Origin of the sequence: Methylobacterium sp. WL1 (assembly GCF_008000895.1) — a bacterium.
Lineage (GTDB): Bacteria > Pseudomonadota > Alphaproteobacteria > Rhizobiales > Beijerinckiaceae > Methylobacterium.
In genome coordinates this window covers 1,774,196-1,794,009 of sequence record NZ_CP042823.1, presented here as the reverse complement: position 1 = coordinate 1,794,009, position 19,814 = coordinate 1,774,196, and the positions used below count along the sequence as shown (strand labels likewise).

16 protein-coding genes and 1 pseudogene are annotated in these 19,814 nt (G+C 63.9%); 5 read left to right on the top strand and 12 right to left on the bottom strand.

The annotated features are described in order from the left end of the window. Window positions 1–11 precede the first annotated feature (11 nt). Window positions 12–2,294, top strand: coding sequence for a rhamnan synthesis F family protein (locus tag FVA80_RS08930; protein WP_147908185.1), 2,283 nt, complete (start codon window positions 12–14; stop codon window positions 2,292–2,294). A gap of 97 nt (window positions 2,295–2,391) precedes the next feature. Here the strand turns inward: FVA80_RS08930 and FVA80_RS08925 are convergent, their stop codons facing one another. From FVA80_RS08925 to FVA80_RS08900, 6 genes are read right to left on the bottom strand one after another with little or no spacing between them, the layout of a single operon-like run. Further along, window positions 2,392–3,039, bottom strand: coding sequence for an acetyltransferase (locus tag FVA80_RS08925; protein ID WP_147908186.1), 648 nt, complete (start codon window positions 3,037–3,039; stop codon window positions 2,392–2,394). A gap of 13 nt (window positions 3,040–3,052) precedes the next feature. Next, window positions 3,053–3,775, bottom strand: coding sequence for an SDR family oxidoreductase (locus tag FVA80_RS08920; protein ID WP_147908187.1), 723 nt, complete (start codon window positions 3,773–3,775; stop codon window positions 3,053–3,055). A 9-nt stretch (window positions 3,776–3,784) separates the two neighbouring features. Further along, window positions 3,785–4,012, bottom strand: coding sequence for a hypothetical protein (locus FVA80_RS08915; RefSeq protein ID WP_147908188.1), 228 nt, complete (start codon window positions 4,010–4,012; stop codon window positions 3,785–3,787). Further along, window positions 4,012–5,049, bottom strand: a complete 1,038-nt coding sequence (locus tag FVA80_RS08910; RefSeq protein WP_147908189.1) for a ketoacyl-ACP synthase III — start codon at window positions 5,047–5,049, stop codon at window positions 4,012–4,014. Before FVA80_RS08910 ends, FVA80_RS08915 begins: the two co-directional genes overlap by 1 nt. Further along, the gene (locus FVA80_RS08905) at window positions 5,042–5,356 is read right to left on the bottom strand and encodes a hypothetical protein (RefSeq protein ID WP_058195353.1); all 315 of its coding nucleotides are present in this window, start codon (window positions 5,354–5,356) and stop codon (window positions 5,042–5,044) included. Before FVA80_RS08905 ends, FVA80_RS08910 begins: the two co-directional genes overlap by 8 nt. Then, window positions 5,322–6,929 carry an HAD-IIIC family phosphatase gene (locus FVA80_RS08900; RefSeq protein ID WP_147908190.1) on the bottom strand — a complete coding sequence of 536 codons (1,608 nt, stop codon included), beginning with the start codon at window positions 6,927–6,929 and terminating at the stop codon, window positions 5,322–5,324. Before FVA80_RS08900 ends, FVA80_RS08905 begins: the two co-directional genes overlap by 35 nt. 247 nt (window positions 6,930–7,176) lie before the next feature. Here FVA80_RS08900 and FVA80_RS08895 point away from each other — a divergent pair, with 247 nt between their 5' ends. Beyond that, window positions 7,177–8,610 carry an SDR family NAD(P)-dependent oxidoreductase gene (locus tag FVA80_RS08895; RefSeq protein WP_147908191.1) on the top strand — a complete coding sequence of 478 codons (1,434 nt, stop codon included), beginning with the start codon at window positions 7,177–7,179 and terminating at the stop codon, window positions 8,608–8,610. Between the two features lie 599 nt (window positions 8,611–9,209). Here FVA80_RS08895 and FVA80_RS08885 read toward each other — a convergent pair. Further along, complete coding sequence (locus tag FVA80_RS08885) at window positions 9,210–9,749, bottom strand: hypothetical protein (protein WP_147908192.1); 540 nt, start codon at window positions 9,747–9,749, stop codon at window positions 9,210–9,212. A 355-nt stretch (window positions 9,750–10,104) separates the two neighbouring features. Between FVA80_RS08885 and FVA80_RS08880 the strand changes: the two genes are divergently transcribed. From FVA80_RS08880 to FVA80_RS08870, 3 genes are all read left to right on the top strand, one after another. Then, window positions 10,105–10,707: an acyltransferase gene (locus FVA80_RS08880; RefSeq protein ID WP_147908193.1), complete on the top strand. Its 603-nt coding sequence runs from the start codon at window positions 10,105–10,107 to the stop codon at window positions 10,705–10,707. A 237-nt stretch (window positions 10,708–10,944) separates the two neighbouring features. Further along, window positions 10,945–14,871 (top strand): glycosyltransferase, encoded by a 3,927-nt coding sequence (locus FVA80_RS08875; protein ID WP_147908194.1) that lies wholly within the window; start codon window positions 10,945–10,947, stop codon window positions 14,869–14,871. A 46-nt stretch (window positions 14,872–14,917) separates the two neighbouring features. Then, complete coding sequence (locus tag FVA80_RS08870; RefSeq protein ID WP_147908195.1) at window positions 14,918–15,712, top strand: ABC transporter permease; 795 nt, start codon at window positions 14,918–14,920, stop codon at window positions 15,710–15,712. Window positions 15,713–15,747: 35 nt separating this feature from the next. On the opposite strand, the pseudogene FVA80_RS08865 reads toward FVA80_RS08870, so the two are convergent. From FVA80_RS08865 to FVA80_RS08845, 5 genes and pseudogenes are all read right to left on the bottom strand, one after another. Then, window positions 15,748–16,014, bottom strand: a pseudogene (locus tag FVA80_RS08865) (transposase); the annotation flags it as partial. A gap of 30 nt (window positions 16,015–16,044) precedes the next feature. Beyond that, a protein-coding gene (locus FVA80_RS08860; RefSeq protein WP_147908196.1) for an IS3 family transposase occupies window positions 16,045–17,147 on the bottom strand; the annotation gives its coding sequence in 2 pieces (ribosomal slippage) (window positions 16,045–16,886 and window positions 16,886–17,147; 1,104 coding nt in all). A 149-nt stretch (window positions 17,148–17,296) separates the two neighbouring features. Beyond that, window positions 17,297–18,061 carry a class I SAM-dependent methyltransferase gene (locus tag FVA80_RS08855; protein ID WP_147908197.1) on the bottom strand — a complete coding sequence of 255 codons (765 nt, stop codon included), beginning with the start codon at window positions 18,059–18,061 and terminating at the stop codon, window positions 17,297–17,299. 95 nt (window positions 18,062–18,156) lie between these two features. Beyond that, complete coding sequence (locus tag FVA80_RS08850) at window positions 18,157–18,996, bottom strand: hypothetical protein (protein WP_147908198.1); 840 nt, start codon at window positions 18,994–18,996, stop codon at window positions 18,157–18,159. Window positions 18,997–19,150: 154 nt separating this feature from the next. Beyond that, window positions 19,151–19,810, bottom strand: coding sequence for a class I SAM-dependent methyltransferase (locus FVA80_RS08845; protein ID WP_147957820.1), 660 nt, complete (start codon window positions 19,808–19,810; stop codon window positions 19,151–19,153). Window positions 19,811–19,814: the final 4 nt, after the last annotated feature.

Genomic DNA, 19,814 nt, shown 5'->3' with positions numbered 1-19,814 from the left:
TTCGGACGATCATGAGCGAATCTGCAGGCAGCGAAGTCGATCCCGACTGGTATCTCAACCGCTACGGCGATGTTGCCAGCGCGGGGGCGGATCCCGTGGAACACTACGCCCTGTATGGACGCGCGGAGGGCCGCTATCCCAACGCAGCATCCGAGGCCCTTCATCGCTCCGCGTCCAATCTCGATCCGACCTGGTACCGTGCGCGCTATCCGGACATTGCCGCCGCGGACGTGGATCCGGCCGCCCATTACATCGCGTTCGGCGCCCTTGAGGGGCGCTATCCCGATGCCGAGAGTGAGCGGAGGCAGCGGCTTCTTAACGCGTTCGACCCGGTCTGGTACCTCGCACGCAACAGGGACGTGGCCGCCAGTGGCGCGCCGCCCTTTCAGCATTTCCTGGCATACGGACATGCCGAGGGTCGAAGCGCCTGCGTTGAACAGGAATCCCGCAGCTTCTGGAAAAACTGGTTCGACCCCGTTTGGTATGTCGCGCGCTATTCCGACGTGAACCAAAGCGGCCTGCCGCCCTTGGACCACTATCTCACGATTGGCATCTATGAAAATCGCGCACCGACTTCGGCGGCCGAGGATCGCGCTCAGTGGACCGGTGTCTTCGACGCCGACTGGTACACGATGCGGTACAAAGATGTCGCATCGCTCGGCATTTCTCCGCTCGAGCACTTCATCACATTTGGCATCGTCGGGCACCGGAAGCCCAACAGCACTGTTGCGCTCCGTCATGCGCGCGTCGAGGATGCCGAACTGGTCTGCATCAAGGAGAGCGGGCTCACTGAACATGTGGCCCTGTTCGTCACCCATACACCGACCGCAACGCTCAAGCCCCATTTGAGGCATCACCTGGAGGCTCTGCGCGACGCGCGGCTCTCGATCGTCCTGATCATCGCAACGGATGCAGCATCGGTTCACGTTCACCCGGACATCGAGGCGTTGGCTAACATCATTTTCGTTCGTCAGAACCGGGGATTCGATTTTGCCGCCTGGGCGCACATTATGCGCAAAAGGCCCGAGGTTCTCGCAAGCCGTACTCTATACCTGGTCAACGACAGCACATTCGGTCCGTTCGGGTCCGCTGCATTCGGCAACCTGAGCAGGCAAATCGAAGCACGCGCTGCCGATATCATCGGTCTCACGGACAACCATGAGCTTGGTTGGCATCTACAGAGTTATTTTCTCGTCCTGAAGCATTCCGCGCTCAGATCCGACGCGGTAATAAACTTCTTCGATTCCGTCGTTTCCTATTACGACAAAAACGATGTTATCAATGAATATGAGACGCAGTTCACGGGCCTCATGGCCGCAGCGGGCCTGCGATGCGACGCATTGTTCAAAACCGATGAGCCTATCAATCATACGGCTTTTCGGTGGCGCGAACTGATCGACCGCGGGTTCCCGTATCTGAAGGTGACGCTCCTCAGTCGATTAATCACGCGCGCCGACATCGTGGGTTGGCGTGACCACCTGACGGCCCGCGGCTATGACACCGCCCTGGCGGATGAAACGTTGGCTGAAATCACGGCAACATCGAGCGCCTTGGACCCGTTCGAGAACAGCCTTGAACCAAAGAGGCGGCGCGATCTCATCGTAAATTTGCATCGTTTCTTTGCGCGCCACGCGACCTTGCCTATTCCCACCGTGTCCGAGCCGGCATTGTCGATCGTAATATTAGCCAAAAATCATGCAGAATACTTATTTGAAATCATGAATAATGTATTACGCAGCAAGATTTTCGAGAATGCAGAAATAATTATTATCAATTATAAATCATCTGATGATACAGAATACCTTCTGTCGCGCGCTGCCAACGTGAGAGTTGCACACACCTCTGAGGACGCCTCGCTGGCCGGTGCATACCGAGTCGGACTTGCGATGGCACGAGGGCGCTACGTTTTGATGATGGATCAGCCCAAGTTCGTCAGCGAGAACTTCTTCACGCGCTTACATACCGCACTCATTCCTGCAGACCATCAGACTTCCATAACCGTACGCCGCCGTCGCATGCCCAATCAGATGGGCGCCGCCGGAACAGCGTCATCCATCGAGGACACGCACAACGCGTTGAGGGACTGGGATATCATCGCGGATGAGAAGGCCGGGGATCCACTAGAGACTACGCCTTACCTGTGGCTCAGGTTGCGATCGATCGTCGAAAACTGTTTTGAACTTGACGACGTGAATGATCTTCCGTCCCTCTGGGCTCACCTTACACGTCTGCAGGCCGCGCACGAATATCCGTCGAAGGACGGCCAGGAAAACATCAATCTGTTTACCGTTTGAGCGGGGAGCCTGATACATCCGCTCGTGCGCCGTACCGTCTAGGCTCGTCTCGCCATCGGCCGGTCCCTCGGACTATTGGCCGGCGCACCCGATTGTCTCAGCCCCGGTCCATGGCGATGGGATTGTCGGGCTTCGGCCAAACCGCCGCGTCGTCGGGCACAGCGCGCAGCACGGTGCAGCCCATGCCGATCATCGCGCGCGCGCCGACCTTGAGGCCCTGCAACACCTTCGCGAGCGGACCGACCAGACCGTCCGCACCGACCATGCAGCGTCCGCCGATGAAGGCTGCTGGCGAGATCGTCGTGTTGTCGCCGATCTCCGCGTCATGCCCGATGATGGCACCGGTATTCACGACGCTGAAACGCCCGAGCCGCGCATCGACATTGACAATCACGCCATGGGCGACGAACGCGCCGGCGCCAAGAACCACGCCCTGGCTGACGATCGCGTGCGGCGACACCAGGGGCGGGCAGGGGAGGGCATGCCGGTCGAGCCACGCGATGATCTCGGCGCGCGCCTGGATCGCAGCCCGGCTCACCCCGCCGACCGCGAGGGCGACACCCGCAAACTCCGCGCGGTCGGCCAGCAATGCGTCGAGGTAGCCCCGATAGGTTCCGACCTGGGCGCTCGGCTGGCTCGAATAGGTCGCCTCCACGGTGTAGCCGCAGAGTTGCGCGACCTCGGCAATCTCCTTGGAGAAGCCGCCGCCGCCGATCAGGGCCAGGCGCTTGGTCTCGGACGTCACCGGCAGCCATCCATCACAGCGTTGCCCCGCCGTCGACCCGCAGGATTTCGCCGGTCACGTGCCGCGCCTGCGGCGACATCAGGAACGCGATGGCATCGACCACCGAATCCACCGTCGCCGCGCCCGCCGGGCTGCGCTTCTCCAGCGCGACCTTGAAGTCGTCGCTGTAGAGGCGCGCATGGGCCTGGGTCATCTCGGTGTCGAGCCAGCCCGGCGCGACGCCGACCGCGCGGCGCGGCGCGAGTTCCCGGGCGAGACCGCGGATCAGCGCGTCGAGACCCGCCTTCGAGGCCGCGTAGGGAACGATCGCCGGCTCCGGGCGCTGGCCCGCGACCGATGATATCGCGCAGAACACCGCGTCCCGCGTCGAGATCCGGGCGCTGCCGAACGCGGCCGCGAACAGGGTCGGGGCCACGAGGTTCGTCTTGTAGAGACGCTCGACCTCGTCCACGCCGAGGCTGCGCATCGGTTTGATGACCTGTACGCCCGCGCAGTACACGAGGCCCGTCAACAGGCCGCGCTCGGCGACAGCAGCCTGCAGAACGCCGCCGATCGCCGCCAGGTCGGTCACGTCCGCCGCGACCGTCGCGATCCCTGCATCGGCGAGGCCTGCCAGCTTGTCCGCCCGTCGGGCGAGGGCGGTGACCGAGCCCTGTCCGGCGAAATGCTCCGCGACGGCCCGGCCGATGCCGCTGCTGGCTCCGACGACGAGGATGTGTCCCGCGGGTTCCACCATCGCCCGGCCTCAGGCGGCCAGTTTCGTGCTGGCCATGGCCAGAAGGTCGTCGGTGGTCAATGCTTCCGCGATCCGCGACGGCTCCACCTCGAGACCCAGCGTATCGAACAGAGCCATGATGTTGAGGATGCCGAGGGAGTCGAAGGTCTCGATCTCGCCGAGCGTCTGGCCGCGCGCGAGCGGCCCCGGCTGATCCAGGATCGCGCCGAGCTCGTCCAGGAACCCAGCCTCGGTCATCACGCGGTCTCCTCGAACTTCAAAACGGGCGGGGCGTAGATCCGGTCGGTGCTCAGCGCGCACGCGCCCCAGCTCAAACCGACGCCGAACCCCGCCAGCACCGCGCGCAGCGGCCGGCGCGCAAAATCCTCCGCCAGGAAGCCCGAGATCGTTCCGGGGATCGAGGCGGAGTTCTGGTTCCCGTAGACGGATTGCGTGCCCGAGGGAAGCTTGACGTCGTCGAGCCCCAGCCGCCGCTGCAGGTTCTTAAGAATGTACTTGTTCGGCTGGTGCAGGACGTAGAAATCCGGCTCCTCCGGCCTCATTCCGGCGGCCGCCAAGATGTCGGTGACCAGCGAGGGAACGCGTTTAAGCGAGAAATTGAACACCTGAGCGCCGTCCATGTGCATGGAGGCCGGCTTGTCGGCATCCTCTGGATCCGCGCGCAGGCCGCTATGCGGGATGAACAGAGCCTTCTCGCCGGAGCCGTCGCTGTGGAGCTGGAAGACGCTCTCGGTCTCCCGCCGCTCGATCAGGACGGCGGCGCCGGCATCGCCCATGATCGGGGTGATGGAGCGGTCGTTCGTGGCGACCATGCGGCTCGCGACATCGCCGACGCAGAGGAGCACGCGCTTCAGCCCGGACTCGACCAGGCTGTAGGCGACCGAGAGCCCGTACACGAAGCCGCTGCAGCCCAGCCGCATGTCGAAACAGAGCGTGTCGGTGCGCATGCCGAGGCGATGCTGCATCGCGATCGCCGTCGAGGGCGAGCTGTAATCCGGCGTCTGAGTGACCAGGATCAGCCCGTCGAGATCCGCCGGCTGCAGGTCGAGGCCGCGCAGGAGCGCCCGGGCCGAGTTGAGGCAGAGGTCGGCGGTGGTGGTGTCGTCACGCACGACCACGTGGCGGGTGGTGAAGCCCATCGCGCGCTTGAGCCGCTCGGCCTCCTCGGGGGACATCCCGAGATCGGCCGCCTCGGCGTCGAAGGCGAGCGCCCGGCCGCCGACCGTGGTGACGAGGCCGGCGATCCCGGCGTGTTGGAATCGCAGCTCAGCCACGGGCGACGGCCTGCGCGACGTAGTCGAACCAGCCCTGGAGCCGGCGCAGGGGCGAGCGGGTGCTGTCGAGGATGCTCTCGTCGGCCAGCGGGACGTAGCGCCCGACCGCCTTCTCGACCTCGGACTCGGTCTCCAGCAGCAGTTCGACCACCGCGAAGGAATCGATCCGCTCGTAGAGGTCGTCCTCCGGGCCGAGGCCGCTCAGCTCCGGCCGGCCCCAGGTCTCGACCAGGCGGTCCAGGGTGGTGCGGGCGGCTGTCGCGGCAGCGTGCTCACTCGGCGACGATGTGGACGTAGGCAGTGTCATCCGGTCCTCGGGTCAGTCGATAGTCCTTGCCCTCGGGGCCAGAGCCGATGAGCGCGAACCCGTTTTCGTCCAGGAAGGTCTCGACCATCCGGTTCTTGGCGCTGGGGCGATAGCGTGCCCGCAGCGCCGGGTCGGCCTCTTCCTGGCAGACGTAGCGCAGGACTTGGCTCTCAATGCGGCGTCCGAGCGCCCGGCAGCTCATCAGGAACGTCTCGAGCGCACCGCCCCGGACGATGGCGACGCCGACGATGCCCATATCGCCGAAGCGGTCAACCACCCGGGCCGCGTACACGCTGCCCTCGCGCATCGCGGTGGCGACCTCGTCCTCGGTGTAGCGCCGCGTGGTGAGATTGAACTGGTTGGTCTTGTTGATGAGCTGCGCCACGCGGCGGAGCGCGCCGGGATTGTTGCGGGTGATGTGCAGGCGGATGTCGAGCGAGGCGAGGTACTCGTCCATGGAGGCGGCCGAGCGCTGCAGTTCCTGCCGCTGCGCCTCACCGCGATACTGCTCGGTCTTCGACAGGTCTTCGGCCGTGACGTTCCGCGCCCGCAGGGACGCGATCGCGTCGAGCAGGGTCAGCGCCTGCTCCGGCCGTGTCCGGTCGAACAGGTGGCACTCGACGCCAGGCAGCCGCGCGCGGACCTCCTCGATCTCGAACGGGTTATCGTCCAGGAAGACGAAGCTATCCAGGCCGAGATTGAGCGTCTCGGCGAGCTCGCGGATGTTGTCGCTCTTCTCGGACCAGTTGCTGCGATAGGCGACGAAGTCGTCGAGGCGCAGGGGCATCGCGCGCTGCTCGAAGACCGAGCGGAAATCCGCGTCGTTGTTCTTGGTGACCGCGCAGAGCAGGATGCCGAGGCTCTTCAGGCGCAGCAGCTGACGCTGGAGCTGAGTGTGCACGATCCCGGGATAGTCGCTGTCGACCTCGAGGTTCTCGACGCCGTCCTCGCCGACGACGCCGCCCCAGAGGGTGTTGTCGGCATCGACCACCACGACCTTGCGGCGGGCCCGCAGCCGGGCCGCGATCGCGTCGGCGTAGCGCTCGACCAGCGCATCGACGGCGGCCGGGGCGTAGGGCATCTGATAGAGGTAGCGGTTGCGCTCGCGCAGCGCGTTGGCGAAGCCAATCTGCGCCAGGGCTCCCGCCGCATCGATGACGCTCACGCGCTCGTTGGTGCGGGCGAGTTCGAACAACACCCCGTTGATGCGGGCCAAAGCGTCCAGCTGGCCGTGGAGGTCGCTCTCCACCGACGAGACCGGCACGAACGGAACCGTGTTGAGGATGATCGTTCCGGACGCACTCGCGAGGCGGGCCGAGACCAGTTCGCCCAGCATCCGGGCCCGCGCGACCGCGGCCTCGTCCGGGGCGACGTCGAAGAACCAGCGGTGATCGAGATGAACGATGAGGGTGTCGACGGAGGCGGGTCCCGCCAGGACTTGCTCGATCTGCCCGATCGGGAAATGCTCGCACGCGACCTGAGCGAGATCCGCGAGGCGGCTCGTCACCTTCCCGAACGGGTTGGTGACGACGTTTCCGACGAAGCCGAGCGAGAGAGCGCGAGCCGTGGTCATCCCCGATACCGGTCCCTGCGACACCCCGAAGGATGCCTGCCCTCCGGCGATCGACCGGCCCCATCCTGACTATGCGAGCGGCGCCCTCTTGCGAGATCCGATACCATAAAGCAAGGGGCCGGACCGGATCGCGATCGGTCGCGCCCGAGCGCCCGATCGAAGCACGGTTTCTGGGCGGCGTCCCGATGCGATCGGGTCGGGGCCGATTCCGAGCCTACCGGCCTGGTCGTCGACAAGGAGCTTCACGATGAACGGATCTGATTCGGCTGCCGCGACGGCGATGGTGCGGATCTGGTCCGAGACGCACCAGACAGCCTTCGCCCGGGCCACCGGCGACGTGAACCCGATGCATATGGATGCGCGCGTGGCACAGCGGACGCTCGCGGGCGGCCGCGCGGTCCACGGCGTCCACGTGGCCCTGTGGGCGCTGGATGCCTACGCGGAGATATACCGGCTCGAAGAGTTGAGCAGCCTGCAGATGCGGTTCGAACGCTTCGTGCTGGTGGGCGACCGCACCGAACTCGCGGTGCACGGGGCGGATGCGCAGGGGCTGCGTCTTTCCTTGTCAGTGGACGGCGTCCGTGCGGCGACGATCCAGGCGACGCTCGGAGGAGCGAGGCCGCGGGCCGAGCCTGTGGCGGTCGCATCCGGGGCGATTCCGACGGAGCCGGCCGTCGTCGAACCGGGAACGATCGCCGGCGCGACGGGGGCATTCCGGCTCCCCGACCCGGAGGCGATCGCGGCGCTGGTGCCGCAGCTCTCGCGGGCCATCGGTCCCGCCCGCGTCGCCGCCCTCGGCGGCCTCTCAACCCTTGTGGGCATGTTGATACCCGGCCTGCACTCGATCCTCTCGAAGATCGACGTGACGCTCACGGATGGGGCCGACGGTTCGAGCCTCGCCTACACAGTGAAGCGGTTTCAGCCGATGCTCCAGTCGGTGACGACGCAGGCCAGCGGTCCGGGCCTTGAGGCCCGGGTCGAGAGCTTCGTGCGCCCGCGCCCGGTCGAGCCGGAGAGCCTGGCGGGCCTCGCGGCCCTGGTCCGCCCGGGCGAATTCTCTGCGGTGTCCGCCCTCGTCGTCGGTGGATCGCGGGGCCTCGGGGCGGCCACGGCCAAGCTGCTCGCGGCGGGGGGCGGCGACGTCTGCATCACCTACGCGTCCAGCGCCTCCGAAGCGGAGGCGGTCGCCGAGGAGATCCGGAACGGTGGCGGACGCTGCCAGGTCCTCCGCTACGACGCCGTCCAGCCGGTCGCGCCGCAACTCGGATCCGTCGTGATGCAGCCGTCCCAGCTCTACCACTTCGCGACGCCCCGTATCTTCCGCCAGAAGCGGGCCGCCTTCGAGCCGTCATGCTTCGAGGAGATGATGCGGGTCTACAATTACGCGTTCTACGATCTGAGCCTGTTCTGCCTCGAACGGCGCGACCGCGTGGCGGCCTTCTATCCCTCGACCACCGCCATCGACGAAGCGCCGCGCGACACCCTGGAATACGTGATGGCCAAGACCGCCGGCGAGACCCTCGCGGCGACGCTGGCTCGGACGATTCCGAACCTGCGGACCGTGATCGAGCGGCTGCCGCGGGTGAAGACTGATCAGACCGCCACGATCTTTCCCGTGCCCGCCGCGTCACCCGGCGGCTTGATGCTGCCGATCATCCGGCGCCTGTCGTCTGACTACTGAAACCGGCCGCATACCGGCGGCCCCACACCCAACGCTCACCGAGATGCTGTGCCCCCGGCGGCGGAGCTCGACAAGGCATCGGTGCCGCCCTGGACGCCGGCGGTGCCCAGTGGGTTCCCGCGCGTGTCGGTGGTCAGGTTCGGGTCCCTCTGGACCAGTCCGGGGGGCGCAGGGTCGAAGGGCTCGACCGGGTTGAATACTTGCTGCCCGCCCCCGAGGGGCTTCACGACGACCTCGGGACGTATGGAATCCGTGCATAATCCCGCACAGATCGGCTCGACCAGATCGGTCTGCTGGCAAATCGGCCGCATCATGCCCCTGACGCAGGCGCATCGGCAGGCCGCCCAAGCCTGCGTGGGCAAGAGCAGGAGGGAGCAGAGCAGGAGGATCGACCGCATGGCGCAGGGCCCCTGGTAACGCCGCTCCGTACGGGCGGCGGGTTTCATGGTAGCAGGCCGGCACGATGGCCGCGAGACACGGCTACGATCCTGAGGAACACCGCAAGGGCCTTCGAAGCAGCGCTTCAAACACGCCGCCGACGGCTAAGAGCGGCGCGAGCGTCACCCGGGGAGGACGCCTCAGAGCGCTCCCCGGCTCTCTCACTCGGCAGCGGCCACAACGTGATGTGGATCCTCGTCGTCCGATGCCGTGTCATCCTGGTCCGACTCGACATCGGGGTCGTCGGCCTCGTTCTCACCTCCATCGGCGGCGGTGAAGAAGTCGCCTTTTCGAACTGCTTCACCGCCCGTCACCATCATGCTGAGATAGGTGTTGAGGGTGTTCGGAGCGACGTCGGGCAAGCGCTCCGCGATCTCCGCATGGGTCAATCCCTGTGGCCCCGCGCTACCGAGGAGGGCCTTCAGGCGTCCCTTGGCCGAGTTCGACCGTGGACCGCGAGCTCCGCGACGCCCACTGCGACCAGACGTGGCTTGATCCTCTCCGGACGATCGCGGATTGTCCGATGACCGAAAGATGGCCGTGTCCTTCAGTGGGACACCCTCCACGATCGCCGTCAGAGCGGCTTCCGCCGCCCGCAATTTGGTCAGTTCCGCCGAGATCCGGTCGTAATCGCTCTGAAGCGCAGCCTGCCTGGCGCGCACATCGACCAGCGCCTTCGTTAGGGTGTTGTCCTCAGCCATTGACGGGCCTCACTGCATACACTCGTTCGTGAACGGTCATAGGTCATAGGACCCTGGAAGCGTCAACAGCTGGTGGGTTTGGCGTTTGCGAAGCTGGATCGGTCGCTAAAGGCAGCCCGAGTTGTGAGAAACGCATTGTCTGGCTTAGAGATCGCTGAAACGCTTCCCTCGGATATGGCCGGCACTGGTGACGTAAGCGCCTTCCAATAGATCAGATCCATACGGCTTAAATCAACGCCGACACGGCTGCGCCAAGCGGAATTTCTGACCATAATCTCACGCCGCACCAAACTGCTTATCGACACCAACTCCGTCGCGATCGCCCATACAATAAGCTAAATTTGCAGAGTCTTTCATGCCATTAGATATCTTCGACAAAGGAGAAAATAACGTTGTTGATATTGACCCGCGGGATCAGCACAATCAGGCGGGGAAAATATATATCAACGGCGACAATAATTATATACGTATAGGAAGAGGCTGCGTTTCCGACAAAGATATGCACATCGTCATCGAGTCGAATTGCAAATTCGACATCGGCGACGACGTCCGACTCGGGATGGCGAACATCTATATCGGCCCTGGCTCGATGCTCCGCGTCGGCGACAGGACCGGCTTCACCGGGCTAGTCCATCTCAACCCGGTCGAGGCGAAGGCGATCGAGATCGGGGCGGATTGCTCGATCGCATCCGGGGTCTGGATGACGACGAGCGATTTCCACTCGATCATCAGCCGAAGCGGCGGCGCGCGGCTGAACCCGGCCAAGCCCGTCCGCGTGGGAAACCATGTCTGGATCGCTAACCACGCGACGCTCCTCAAGGGCTCGACCATCGGCGACAACGCGATCATCGGGGCGCACGCGGTCGTCACGGGGGTCGTGCCGCCCCATTGCGTGGCCGCCGGCAACCCCGCGCGTATCGTGCGCGAGGATGTCACCTGGCGGTCGGACTTGATCTGACCGCGCCGGCTTGGGGACGGCGGGGCAGGGCGCCCGAGGCCGGCCCCTCATGTTTACCGGGCGCGCCCGTTCCGATAGGGCGGGGATCGCTGGCCGGACGCTTACCCGGCCCGATGATCCACCCGCGATGCAACACCCTCAGAGACATGCTCATCCGGGCGACAGGCCTCGAGACAGCCGCCGGCGAAGTCCGCATGCCGGGTCAAGCGCTCCGAGCGGCGATGTGAGAGCAGTGCGTTGAAGACCCTGTACGGCCTGTATCACAGCTGGGCGGGCTCCGCCGGAGCGCGTTCGAGCCGCAACCCGCTGGTCCGGCTCGCGGCCCGCAGTAGCCTTCCGCCGGCGAACGATCTCACGTCGGCGGCGGAGCAGATCGCGGCGCTGGAGCTCTATGTCGACGCCGGCTTCTACGCGAGCTGGTACGGCATCACGGTCGATCCGGTGCGCGACTACCTCGTGCTCGGCTGGCGCGAGGGCCGGGATCCGCGACCGGATTTCTGCACCGCCGACTACCTCGCCGCGCGGCCGTATCTGGCCAGGGCCGCTATCAACCCGCTCCTGCACTGGGTGACGGCCCAGCGCGCTAAAGGTGGCGCCCTGCCCAAGCCCGACACCAGGCAGGCCGAGCGCCTGGCCCGTCGCCTCGTGGACGGCGCGTTCTACCTCGCTAACAACCCCGACCTGCAGGCGGCCGGCGTCGATCCGGCCGGCCACTACATGGCCTCCGGCTGGCGCGAGGGCCGCGAGCCGTCGCCGCATTTCGACACCCTGGCCTACTGCCTGACCCGAAACATCTCCTACGCGACCCAGAATCCGCTGGTGCACTACGTCCTGCACGGCGGCCTCGCCCGGCCCGAGCCGGAGGATCTTTTCGGGCTGCAGGCCGAGACGCTGGCGCTCTATTTCAACGCCGCCTATTACCGCGAGGGCCTGGACGAGCGGGAGGCCCAGGCGCTCTCCGACGCGTCCGACGCAGAGTTGCTGCGGGCCTACATGACCGGCGACTGGCGTGCGCTGCGCAGCCCGCGCCAGGACTTCGACCCGGCCGGCTTCGTGCAGGCGCGGGCCGGCAGTCGGGCGGTGATCGGCGACCCGTTTTTTCGGTATGTGGCCGAGACGCTGCTCTCCGGCGGCACGCCGTTCTCGGGCCGGGACCAGCCAACGTTTCCTGCCGTGGACGAGGCTTGGTACCGGACGACCTACCCGGATGCGCAGGGGCTTGCGCCCTACGTCCATTTCTCACGGGTCGGCTGGCAAGAACTGCGGGATCCCGGCCCGGGCCGCTCGACGCTCGACGCGCTGCTGCGCGTCTGCGGCCTGCGCCCGACGCGTCCGCCGATCGAGGATACCGGCTGGCTCGACGCGATCGGCCGGGAGCCCCTGGACCGGGCCGCGTCCCTGGACCTGCAGGTCGGGCTGGCGGCGCTCCATTTCGACCATGCCTTCTACCGGCAGCGCTACGGCCTGCCGGATGACGCCGACGCGGTCCGCGACTATTGCGACACCGGCTGGCGCAGGGGCCGCAACCCGCGCCCCGACTTCAACGGCTGGGCCTATCGCGCCCATCGCCCCTACGTGGAGGCGACGGGAATCGCCCCCTTCGTCCACCACCTCGCCACCGCATTGCTGCGCAGCACCGACCTGTCGGGCGACGCCTTCGATTCAGGCTACGGCACGCCGCCCGCGGCGGAGGATGCGGAGTTGCTGGAGCAGGCCCGACTGATCGAACCGTATTTCGACGCCGCCTGGTACCTGAAGCGCTATCCCGACACGCGCGGCTTCGAGAACGGCCCGGCCATCCACTTCCTGTCCCACGGCCAGGAGGAAGATCGCGACCCGAGCAAGACCTTCTCGACCCGCTTCTATCGCCGGGCCTACGGGCACCTGTTCGCGCCGGGCGAGTCGCCGGTCCTGCACTACGTCCGCACCGGCCGAACCGCCGGGCTGATGGGCTGCCCGGAGGATCTCGGCAGCTGGCCGGCCATGGAGGCGCCCGAGCCGCGGGACTGGGACGGCCTGCCCCGCGCACTCACCCTCGCCCAGGCCCGGGTCGTCGTGATCATGCCGGTCTACAAGGGCCGCGGCGAGACCCTGCGCGCCATCCACGCCTGCCTCTCGGCTCCGCAAAAAACCCCGTTCACCCTGCTCGCGGTCAACGACCGGTCCCCCGACCCGCGGCTGACCGCGGAGCTCGTGGAGCTGGCCGGCCGCGGCCTGTTCCACCTCGTCGAAAACCAAGACAACCTCGGCTTCGTGCGCTCGGTCAACCGCGGCCTGTCCCTGCGCCAGGGCCGGGCCGTGGTCCTGCTCAACTCCGACGCCGAGGTCTTCGGCGACTGGCTCGACCGGCTGGTCGCCCACGCCGAGACCGCCGAGGCCGAGGGCCGGGCGCCGGTCGGCAGCGTCACGCCGCTGTCCAGCAACGCCACGATCTGCAGCTACCCGAAGTTCAACGCCAACAACGCCATGGCGCTGGAGATCCCCCGGCCCGAGCTCGACCAGGCCGCCAAGGCGCTCAACCGCGGCCGCTCGGTCGAGGTGCCCACCGGGGTCGGCTTCTGCATGTATATGACCGCCGCCGCGCTCGATGCCGTCGGCACCCTCGATGCGGTCGCCTTCGGCAAGGGCTACGGCGAGGAGAACGACTGGTGCATGCGCGCCCGCAAGGCGGGGTTCTCGAACCTCCTGGCCGAGGACGTGTACGTCTACCATGCCGGGCAGATCTCGTTCGGGCTCGACCCGGGCGGCGAGTACGACCAGGGTCAGGCGGCCTTGCTCGCCAAGCATCCGGACTACCCGGCGCTGGTCGGCCAGTTCGTTCAGGCCGATCCGGGCCGGCGCGGCCGGGCGCGGCTCGACCTGTACCGGCTCGCCCGGCACTTCCGCGGTCGGGCCGTGCTGTTCGTGACCCACAGCTGGGGCGGGGGCATCCAGCGGCACATCGACGACATGATCGCCCGGCTGAAAGCCGAGGGCACCGCCGTGGTGCTGCTCTCGGTCGACCGGGCCCGCAACATCCAGGTCAACGTCTCGTACCGCAGCCGGGAGTTCGTGTACCTGCCGAGCCTGGACAGCCTGTACCTGCCCCGCGACGCCGAGGCGGTCGCCGCCTTCGTGGAGCAGCTGGCGCCGGTTCTGATCCACGTCCACTCGCTGGCGGGCCTGCGCTGGAATGCGGCGCGCGCCCTGATGGACCTCGTGTCATACTCGGGGCGGCCCTATGCCTGGACGCTGCACGACTTCTCGCCGGTCTGCCACCGCAACCACCTGGTGATGCCGGACGGGCGCTATTGCGGGCTGGCGCCGGTGCCGGTGTGCCGGGACTGCCTGGCCTCGGACGCGGACGGCTACGAGGAGCCGGACCCGGAGGAGCGGCGGGCCGCGTTCGGACGGTTCCTGGCCGGGGCGGCGCGGGTGTTCGCGCCGTCGGCCGACACGGCGGGGCGGATCGGGGCGGTGTATCCGGAGCTGGCGATCACGGTGCGGCCGCATGTCGAGCACGACCGGAGCGTACGCTCGACGGCGCTGCGCCGGCCGGGCCGCGTGCGCCGGGTCGCCGTACTGGGTAGAATCAGTATGCCTGAAGGCGGCCTACTGCTTCAGGCCTTGGTGGCCGATGCCAGCAAGCGAGACCTCGCGCTGCAGTTTTCGATCGTGGGCTTCTCAGATCCGGCGCTGACCGGCAGCATGGAGCGGGCCGGCGTTACCGAGACGGGATTCTACTCCTCCGATGATCCGACACTCGATCGCGTCGCCCGGGCCGCCCTGCAGATCGCAGAGACCGGCCAGCCCCGGGAGGACGAAGAGATCCTCGATCTCCTGCCGAAGGTCTCCCCCGACCTGATCCTGCTGCCGACGATCTGGCCTGAGACCTATTCCTACGCCCTGACGCTGGGGCTGCGGACCGGCCTGCCAGTGGTGGCCTTTGACCTTGGTGCTCAGGGCAATCAGCTGCGCGTCTACCCGAACGGCCACCTCCTGCCCTACGCTCTCGCGAACGACCCAACCGCCTTCAATGACCGGCTATTAGCGATCGACATCTCAACCGCTACGGAGCTCTCGGTCCCGATCCAGACGGCCGAGTACGATGACCTGATGCGGGACTACTACTCCCTAGGAAACGTAAGGCTGGCCGCTCTGGCACATCCTGTCAACGCACTTTAGCCCAGTTTTTCCTTGAAACAGGCGGAGAATTGCAGAGGCCAACTCGATGTCCGCTCTCCCCACGGTTCAGACGCAGAAGACCCCGGTCGAGTCCTACTTGCACGTCCTGCACGCCCTGATTCTGCGCGACATGCGCACTCGCTTCGGAGCGTCAATATGGGGCTACGCTGTGGTGGTGCTATGGCCCTGCGTCCATGTCTTTATGTTAATATCGATCTACACGTTCCAGAAGCTGGCTGCGCCCCTCGGCGATAGCAGACCGTTGTTCTTCGCTACGGGAGCAGTCCCAGTACTGGTTTTTCAGTACATATCGCGCGAAGTGATGAAATCCGTAATTATGAATCGTCCGCTGACATATTATCCGCAGGTAAAGTTGTTTGACTTGGTTTTTTCTCGCATACTGGTCGAAATCGTGACGGGTTTTCTCGCTTTGCTGGTCGTCATTTCAGTTTTATTGGCGCTGGGCACCAATCCTGTCCCTGCAAATCCTATCGCCGCTGTTTCCGGCTATGTGGCCGCCATTATATTGGGAATTGGAGTGGGGACAATCAATGTTGCCATCATAGGATTTTTCCCTGGATGGATGATCGGCTATGCACTTTTCAGTATCATTATGTATATATCAAGCGGAGTTATGTTCCTACCAAGTTTCATGCCCGACAAAATTTATTATTGGATGAAATTCAATCCTGCCCTGCAATGCGCGGAATGGGTGCGGTCAGCATACTATCCGTACGCCGGCATTCAAGTGGACTATTTGTATGTCATCATGTTCGGACTCACTGCCGCCAGCATCGGTCTTCTTCTCGTCAAGCAAGTGGTTAGTAAGCTCAATGCCTGAGTGATCGGCCCCCACAGCGTGGTCCAAGGTTAAAGTTAGTGCGCAGTAGGCCGCTCCACCACGGGCAGCTTGGCCGGCGGAACTGGTCGGGCGAGCGCAGCCGGCCAAGCGGAGAAGGCTGGCACGAACACCTCCGGGGCCGGCGGCCGGTATCCTAGAGAGGCATGCGGGCGCACGCCGTTGTAGTGACGTCGCCAACTTTCGATGACGACCTGCGCTTCCCTGAGTGTGTAGAAGATCTCCCCGTTGAGGAGTTCGTCGCGAAGTCGTACGTTGAAGCTTTCGACGTAGCCATTCTCCCACTGGAGTTGACCCCGTTTGTGGTCCACGGCCTATGCAAGTTTTCGGGCTGTGACAGCTTGGTTGGCGAAGGCTCGGGGCGTCAAGCCGCCCAGGGCCGTATAGGGGCGATCTTCGTTGTAGTGGCACCTCCAGTCCTCGATGCGCTCGCGGGCATCGGCCAGCGACAGGAACCACGAGGCGTTCAGACATTCCGCCCGTAGGCGGCCGTTGAACGACTCGATGTAGGCGTTGTCCGTCGGTTTGCCCGGTCGTGAGAAGTCGATCTCGACCCCGTTCAGGTACGCCCACTGGTCGAGCATGCGCCCGGCGAACTCCGGTCCATTGTCCACCCGTAGGCTCTTTGGACGACCGCGGAGCTTCACCAGTGCGTCCAGGGCCTCGGTCACCTGGAAGGCGCGGAAGTTGGCTCTCGGCGTGAGCGAGAGCGCCTCTCGCGTATGACAATCGACGACCGTCAAGATCCGGAACGGACGTCCGTCGAAGATGCGATCAGACATAAAGTCCATGGCCCAGACCTCGTTGGGCCCACCGATCGCCGGCCGCCCTTGCCGGTAGCGCCAAGCTCGTTTGCGTTTGGGCAACTTGGACCGGATCGATAGTCCCTCGTCGCGATAGATCCGGTAGGTGCGCTTGTGGTTCACCTCCCAGCCCTCCCGTCGCAGTAGGATATGCAGCCGTCGGTAGCCGTAGCGCACCCGCGCGGCAGCGAGTTCCTTCAGCCGCATCCGCAGCGCAACCTGCGGGTCAGAGCGCTTCCTGTAACGCTGGGACGAGCGGCCAAAACCGGTGGCCTGGCAGGCCCGACGCTCGCTGATGCCGTAGGCCACCTGCAGGTGGCCGGCGACTTCACGGCGAGCGCCGGGCCTTACCACTTTCGCTTCAGGACATCCTGCAACATCGAGCGGTCCAGCGTCAGGTCGGCCACCAATCGTTTGAGCTTGCTGTTCTCGTCCTCCAGCTGCTTCAGCCGCCGGATCTCCGGCACGCCCATGCCGACGAACTGCTTCTTCCAGCGGTAGAACGTCGGCTCGGACGCACCCATCTTCCGGCAGACCTCGTCCACCGTCGCGCCGTTCTCCGCCTGCCGAAGGGCAAAGGCGATCTGTTCGTTCGTAAAGCGCTTGCGAGGCATGGCATCCACCCTCCTTCAGGGTTCAGGATGCCCGAAAAACTTGCGCTCAGCGCGGACCAGTTTGGTGGGTCAGGGTCACTCGCATGCATCACCCCTTGTGTGAATCCTCTGACCGCATCAGTGCACTAGGTCTGGTCGACGGATGGATGTCACGTTGACAGGCGACGCTTTGCTACGAAGGTGACGCCAGGGCCGTGTGGGTGATTCAGCTGTTGGCTCAGGATATCGACGCTGAAGCCAAGGGCGTCGAAAGCAGAGACAAGCCCATCTAGGCTCACCCACTTGCTGTGCACCTCCACGCCACCGGCGAAATCCGTGCGCTGAAGGTCGTTCTTGTATGACTGGCGGCTGTATTTGATCTTACGCCCGTTGAAGAACTGAAAATCCGGGTCGTCAAATTTGCCTGCTAGGATCTCATTACCGTCTATAAGCTCTTTATCGTAATAATGCGTCCAGATACAGATTTGATCCGCAACCTTAGTCATCAACTCGATGGCAAGAAGCGGGTCCTCAAGATGATACAGGACTCCTGACGCCAGAATGACGTCTGCGGTCGGCCTCGACAGCGATAGATACTTTATAAAATCGCCACAGAGAAATTTTGCTTTGAGATCAAATATCTCCTTAACCACCAGGCACCTAAGGAATGCATCTTGATTCGCTTCAATCGCCAAGATTTCGGAAGCCCCGAGCAGCGACATGCAATAGGTATGTCCGGCTTCCAGCGGACCTAGCTCAAGAACTTTCTTGCCAGCGAAACCGCCAATGGTTTTATCAAAATCTACAATTCTGCTATCGTTAAACAAAGCTGCGGGGCCGCCGCCGTAGAGCGGAACGTTGCTGCACCACTGCCCATGAAAGATATCAAATGCATTGCTCATTGCGGCAATGCGTGTCTCAAATTTAGTAGTCATATGGCGCTCTGGATCTGTTTCGGTTCCGAAGTACGAGGCGCAATGCTTGCGCCAAGAGCAGGTCGAAAACAAGCCCCTTTAGTGGGCCCCATCAGTCAGAAAAACATCTCGGCATTGAGATCCAAAACACCGTCTTGCTTAGACAGGACAACTGCAGGACGGCCAAATGCCAAAGGAGACGACAGTTGAAGATCGATCTCAAGGCATGAGCGCGTGCTATAGTCGGTCATGACTGAGACGGCCGTCGCAATCGCTTCTCCGTCAAAGATCTTAAGCACCCCGAGTAGCGTAATCTCGGGCTCTGCCCGCATCTCCACCGAGAGTGGCATACCGCAACGGGCTGCGACATTCCCACCGACAACTCCACGAAGCGGCGGCGCAAGCAAGCGGTTGAAGTAGCGCTGACATCGCCTAAGTTCGTCATCGCGTCTTTCGTACACTGTTGGCGTAGCCCCAGGTTCAAGTTGAGCTAGGCCGAGTGACACTGGAGCTGCATCGCGGGGCAAGCTGAACTCGACGGCTATATCTTGACCAGAGTTGAGCTTCTGTGACGAGATGGGGCCCGCAATGAAGCTGGAGGGCTGAACTGCAACGAACCGTCCGACCGCATCTCCTTGCCAGGAAAGGCAGTAGGTTCCGCCCTCTGGGAGATAGAGTGCCCCTTCCACCACCTGGAGGATTGATCCGGCCCCGATGTGGATCGTGACATCGCCGTTTGGACCAGCCTTGCAGGCTGCCGTGCAGCCAGCCAGGCCCGCCCGCCAGCGATCACGTATGAATTCGCCGGGCTCGTAGACAGTGGGGGCATCCGAAGCTGAACGCTGATTGACGGCAAAATTGCCATTTACCAGCCGGTTCCGAAAAGAGACCGCCGATGCCCCGTTGAGATTGAGGCTGAACAAGAGCCGGGAGATGGAATTGGAGGTCGAGGACATCGCTTCAATCAGAGGACATGCGTCTTTTTACAAACGCCCGACCGCCAGCGTTTCGTCAAGCGTCCGGCGACTTACAGCGATGGCGACCTCGTCAGGCATCGAGTGTTCGCATTCCGGCGCCGGCTTTCGAGACGAAGTCAGCGCCGCTCCACGCTCACCGATTGTAGTGCCCTGTCGAGCCTTTCATTTCACTGTATCGCGACAATGGCTGCCCTCGCTCAAAAAATGCCATGCTATTGTAGAAAGAAATCGAATTTGTTGTATTCGTGAATTCCGTCGTCGGCAGCGCATTATGAGAGACATCGGCGTTCAATTCATCGATTAATGTCTTTGCATATTCGATGAAGCTTCCGTCCTTGAGATGCCCGCCGCCGTATTCAGGCCAGTAGGCGGTGTGCAGATCCTCGATGGCGTAAACCCCATGTCGCGGCAGTTTCGGGTATAGGTGCTTGAAGGTAGTGCAAACATCGCTCATGACATGGCTCCCGTCATCAAGCACAACGTCGGGAATCCCAAATTCAGCGAGCAACGCATCAAGAAAATCCACGTCGGACTGATCTCCGATACGGATAGATATTTGACTATCTGCGTACTGTAGGCATACGGATCTATTGTCTATTCCTACAATCGATGCATGAGGCCCAAAAAACCTCCGCCACATTTGCAGCGACCCGCCGTCGCCGACACCAATTTCAAGAAACAACAACGGTCGATTTACGAACGGCGCAAAATGCCGTTCATATGCTGGAAAATAATGGGCCCATTTATGTATCGTTCGGCCGCTGTTCGTTTGAAAATCGTTCCACAGCGACATTGTA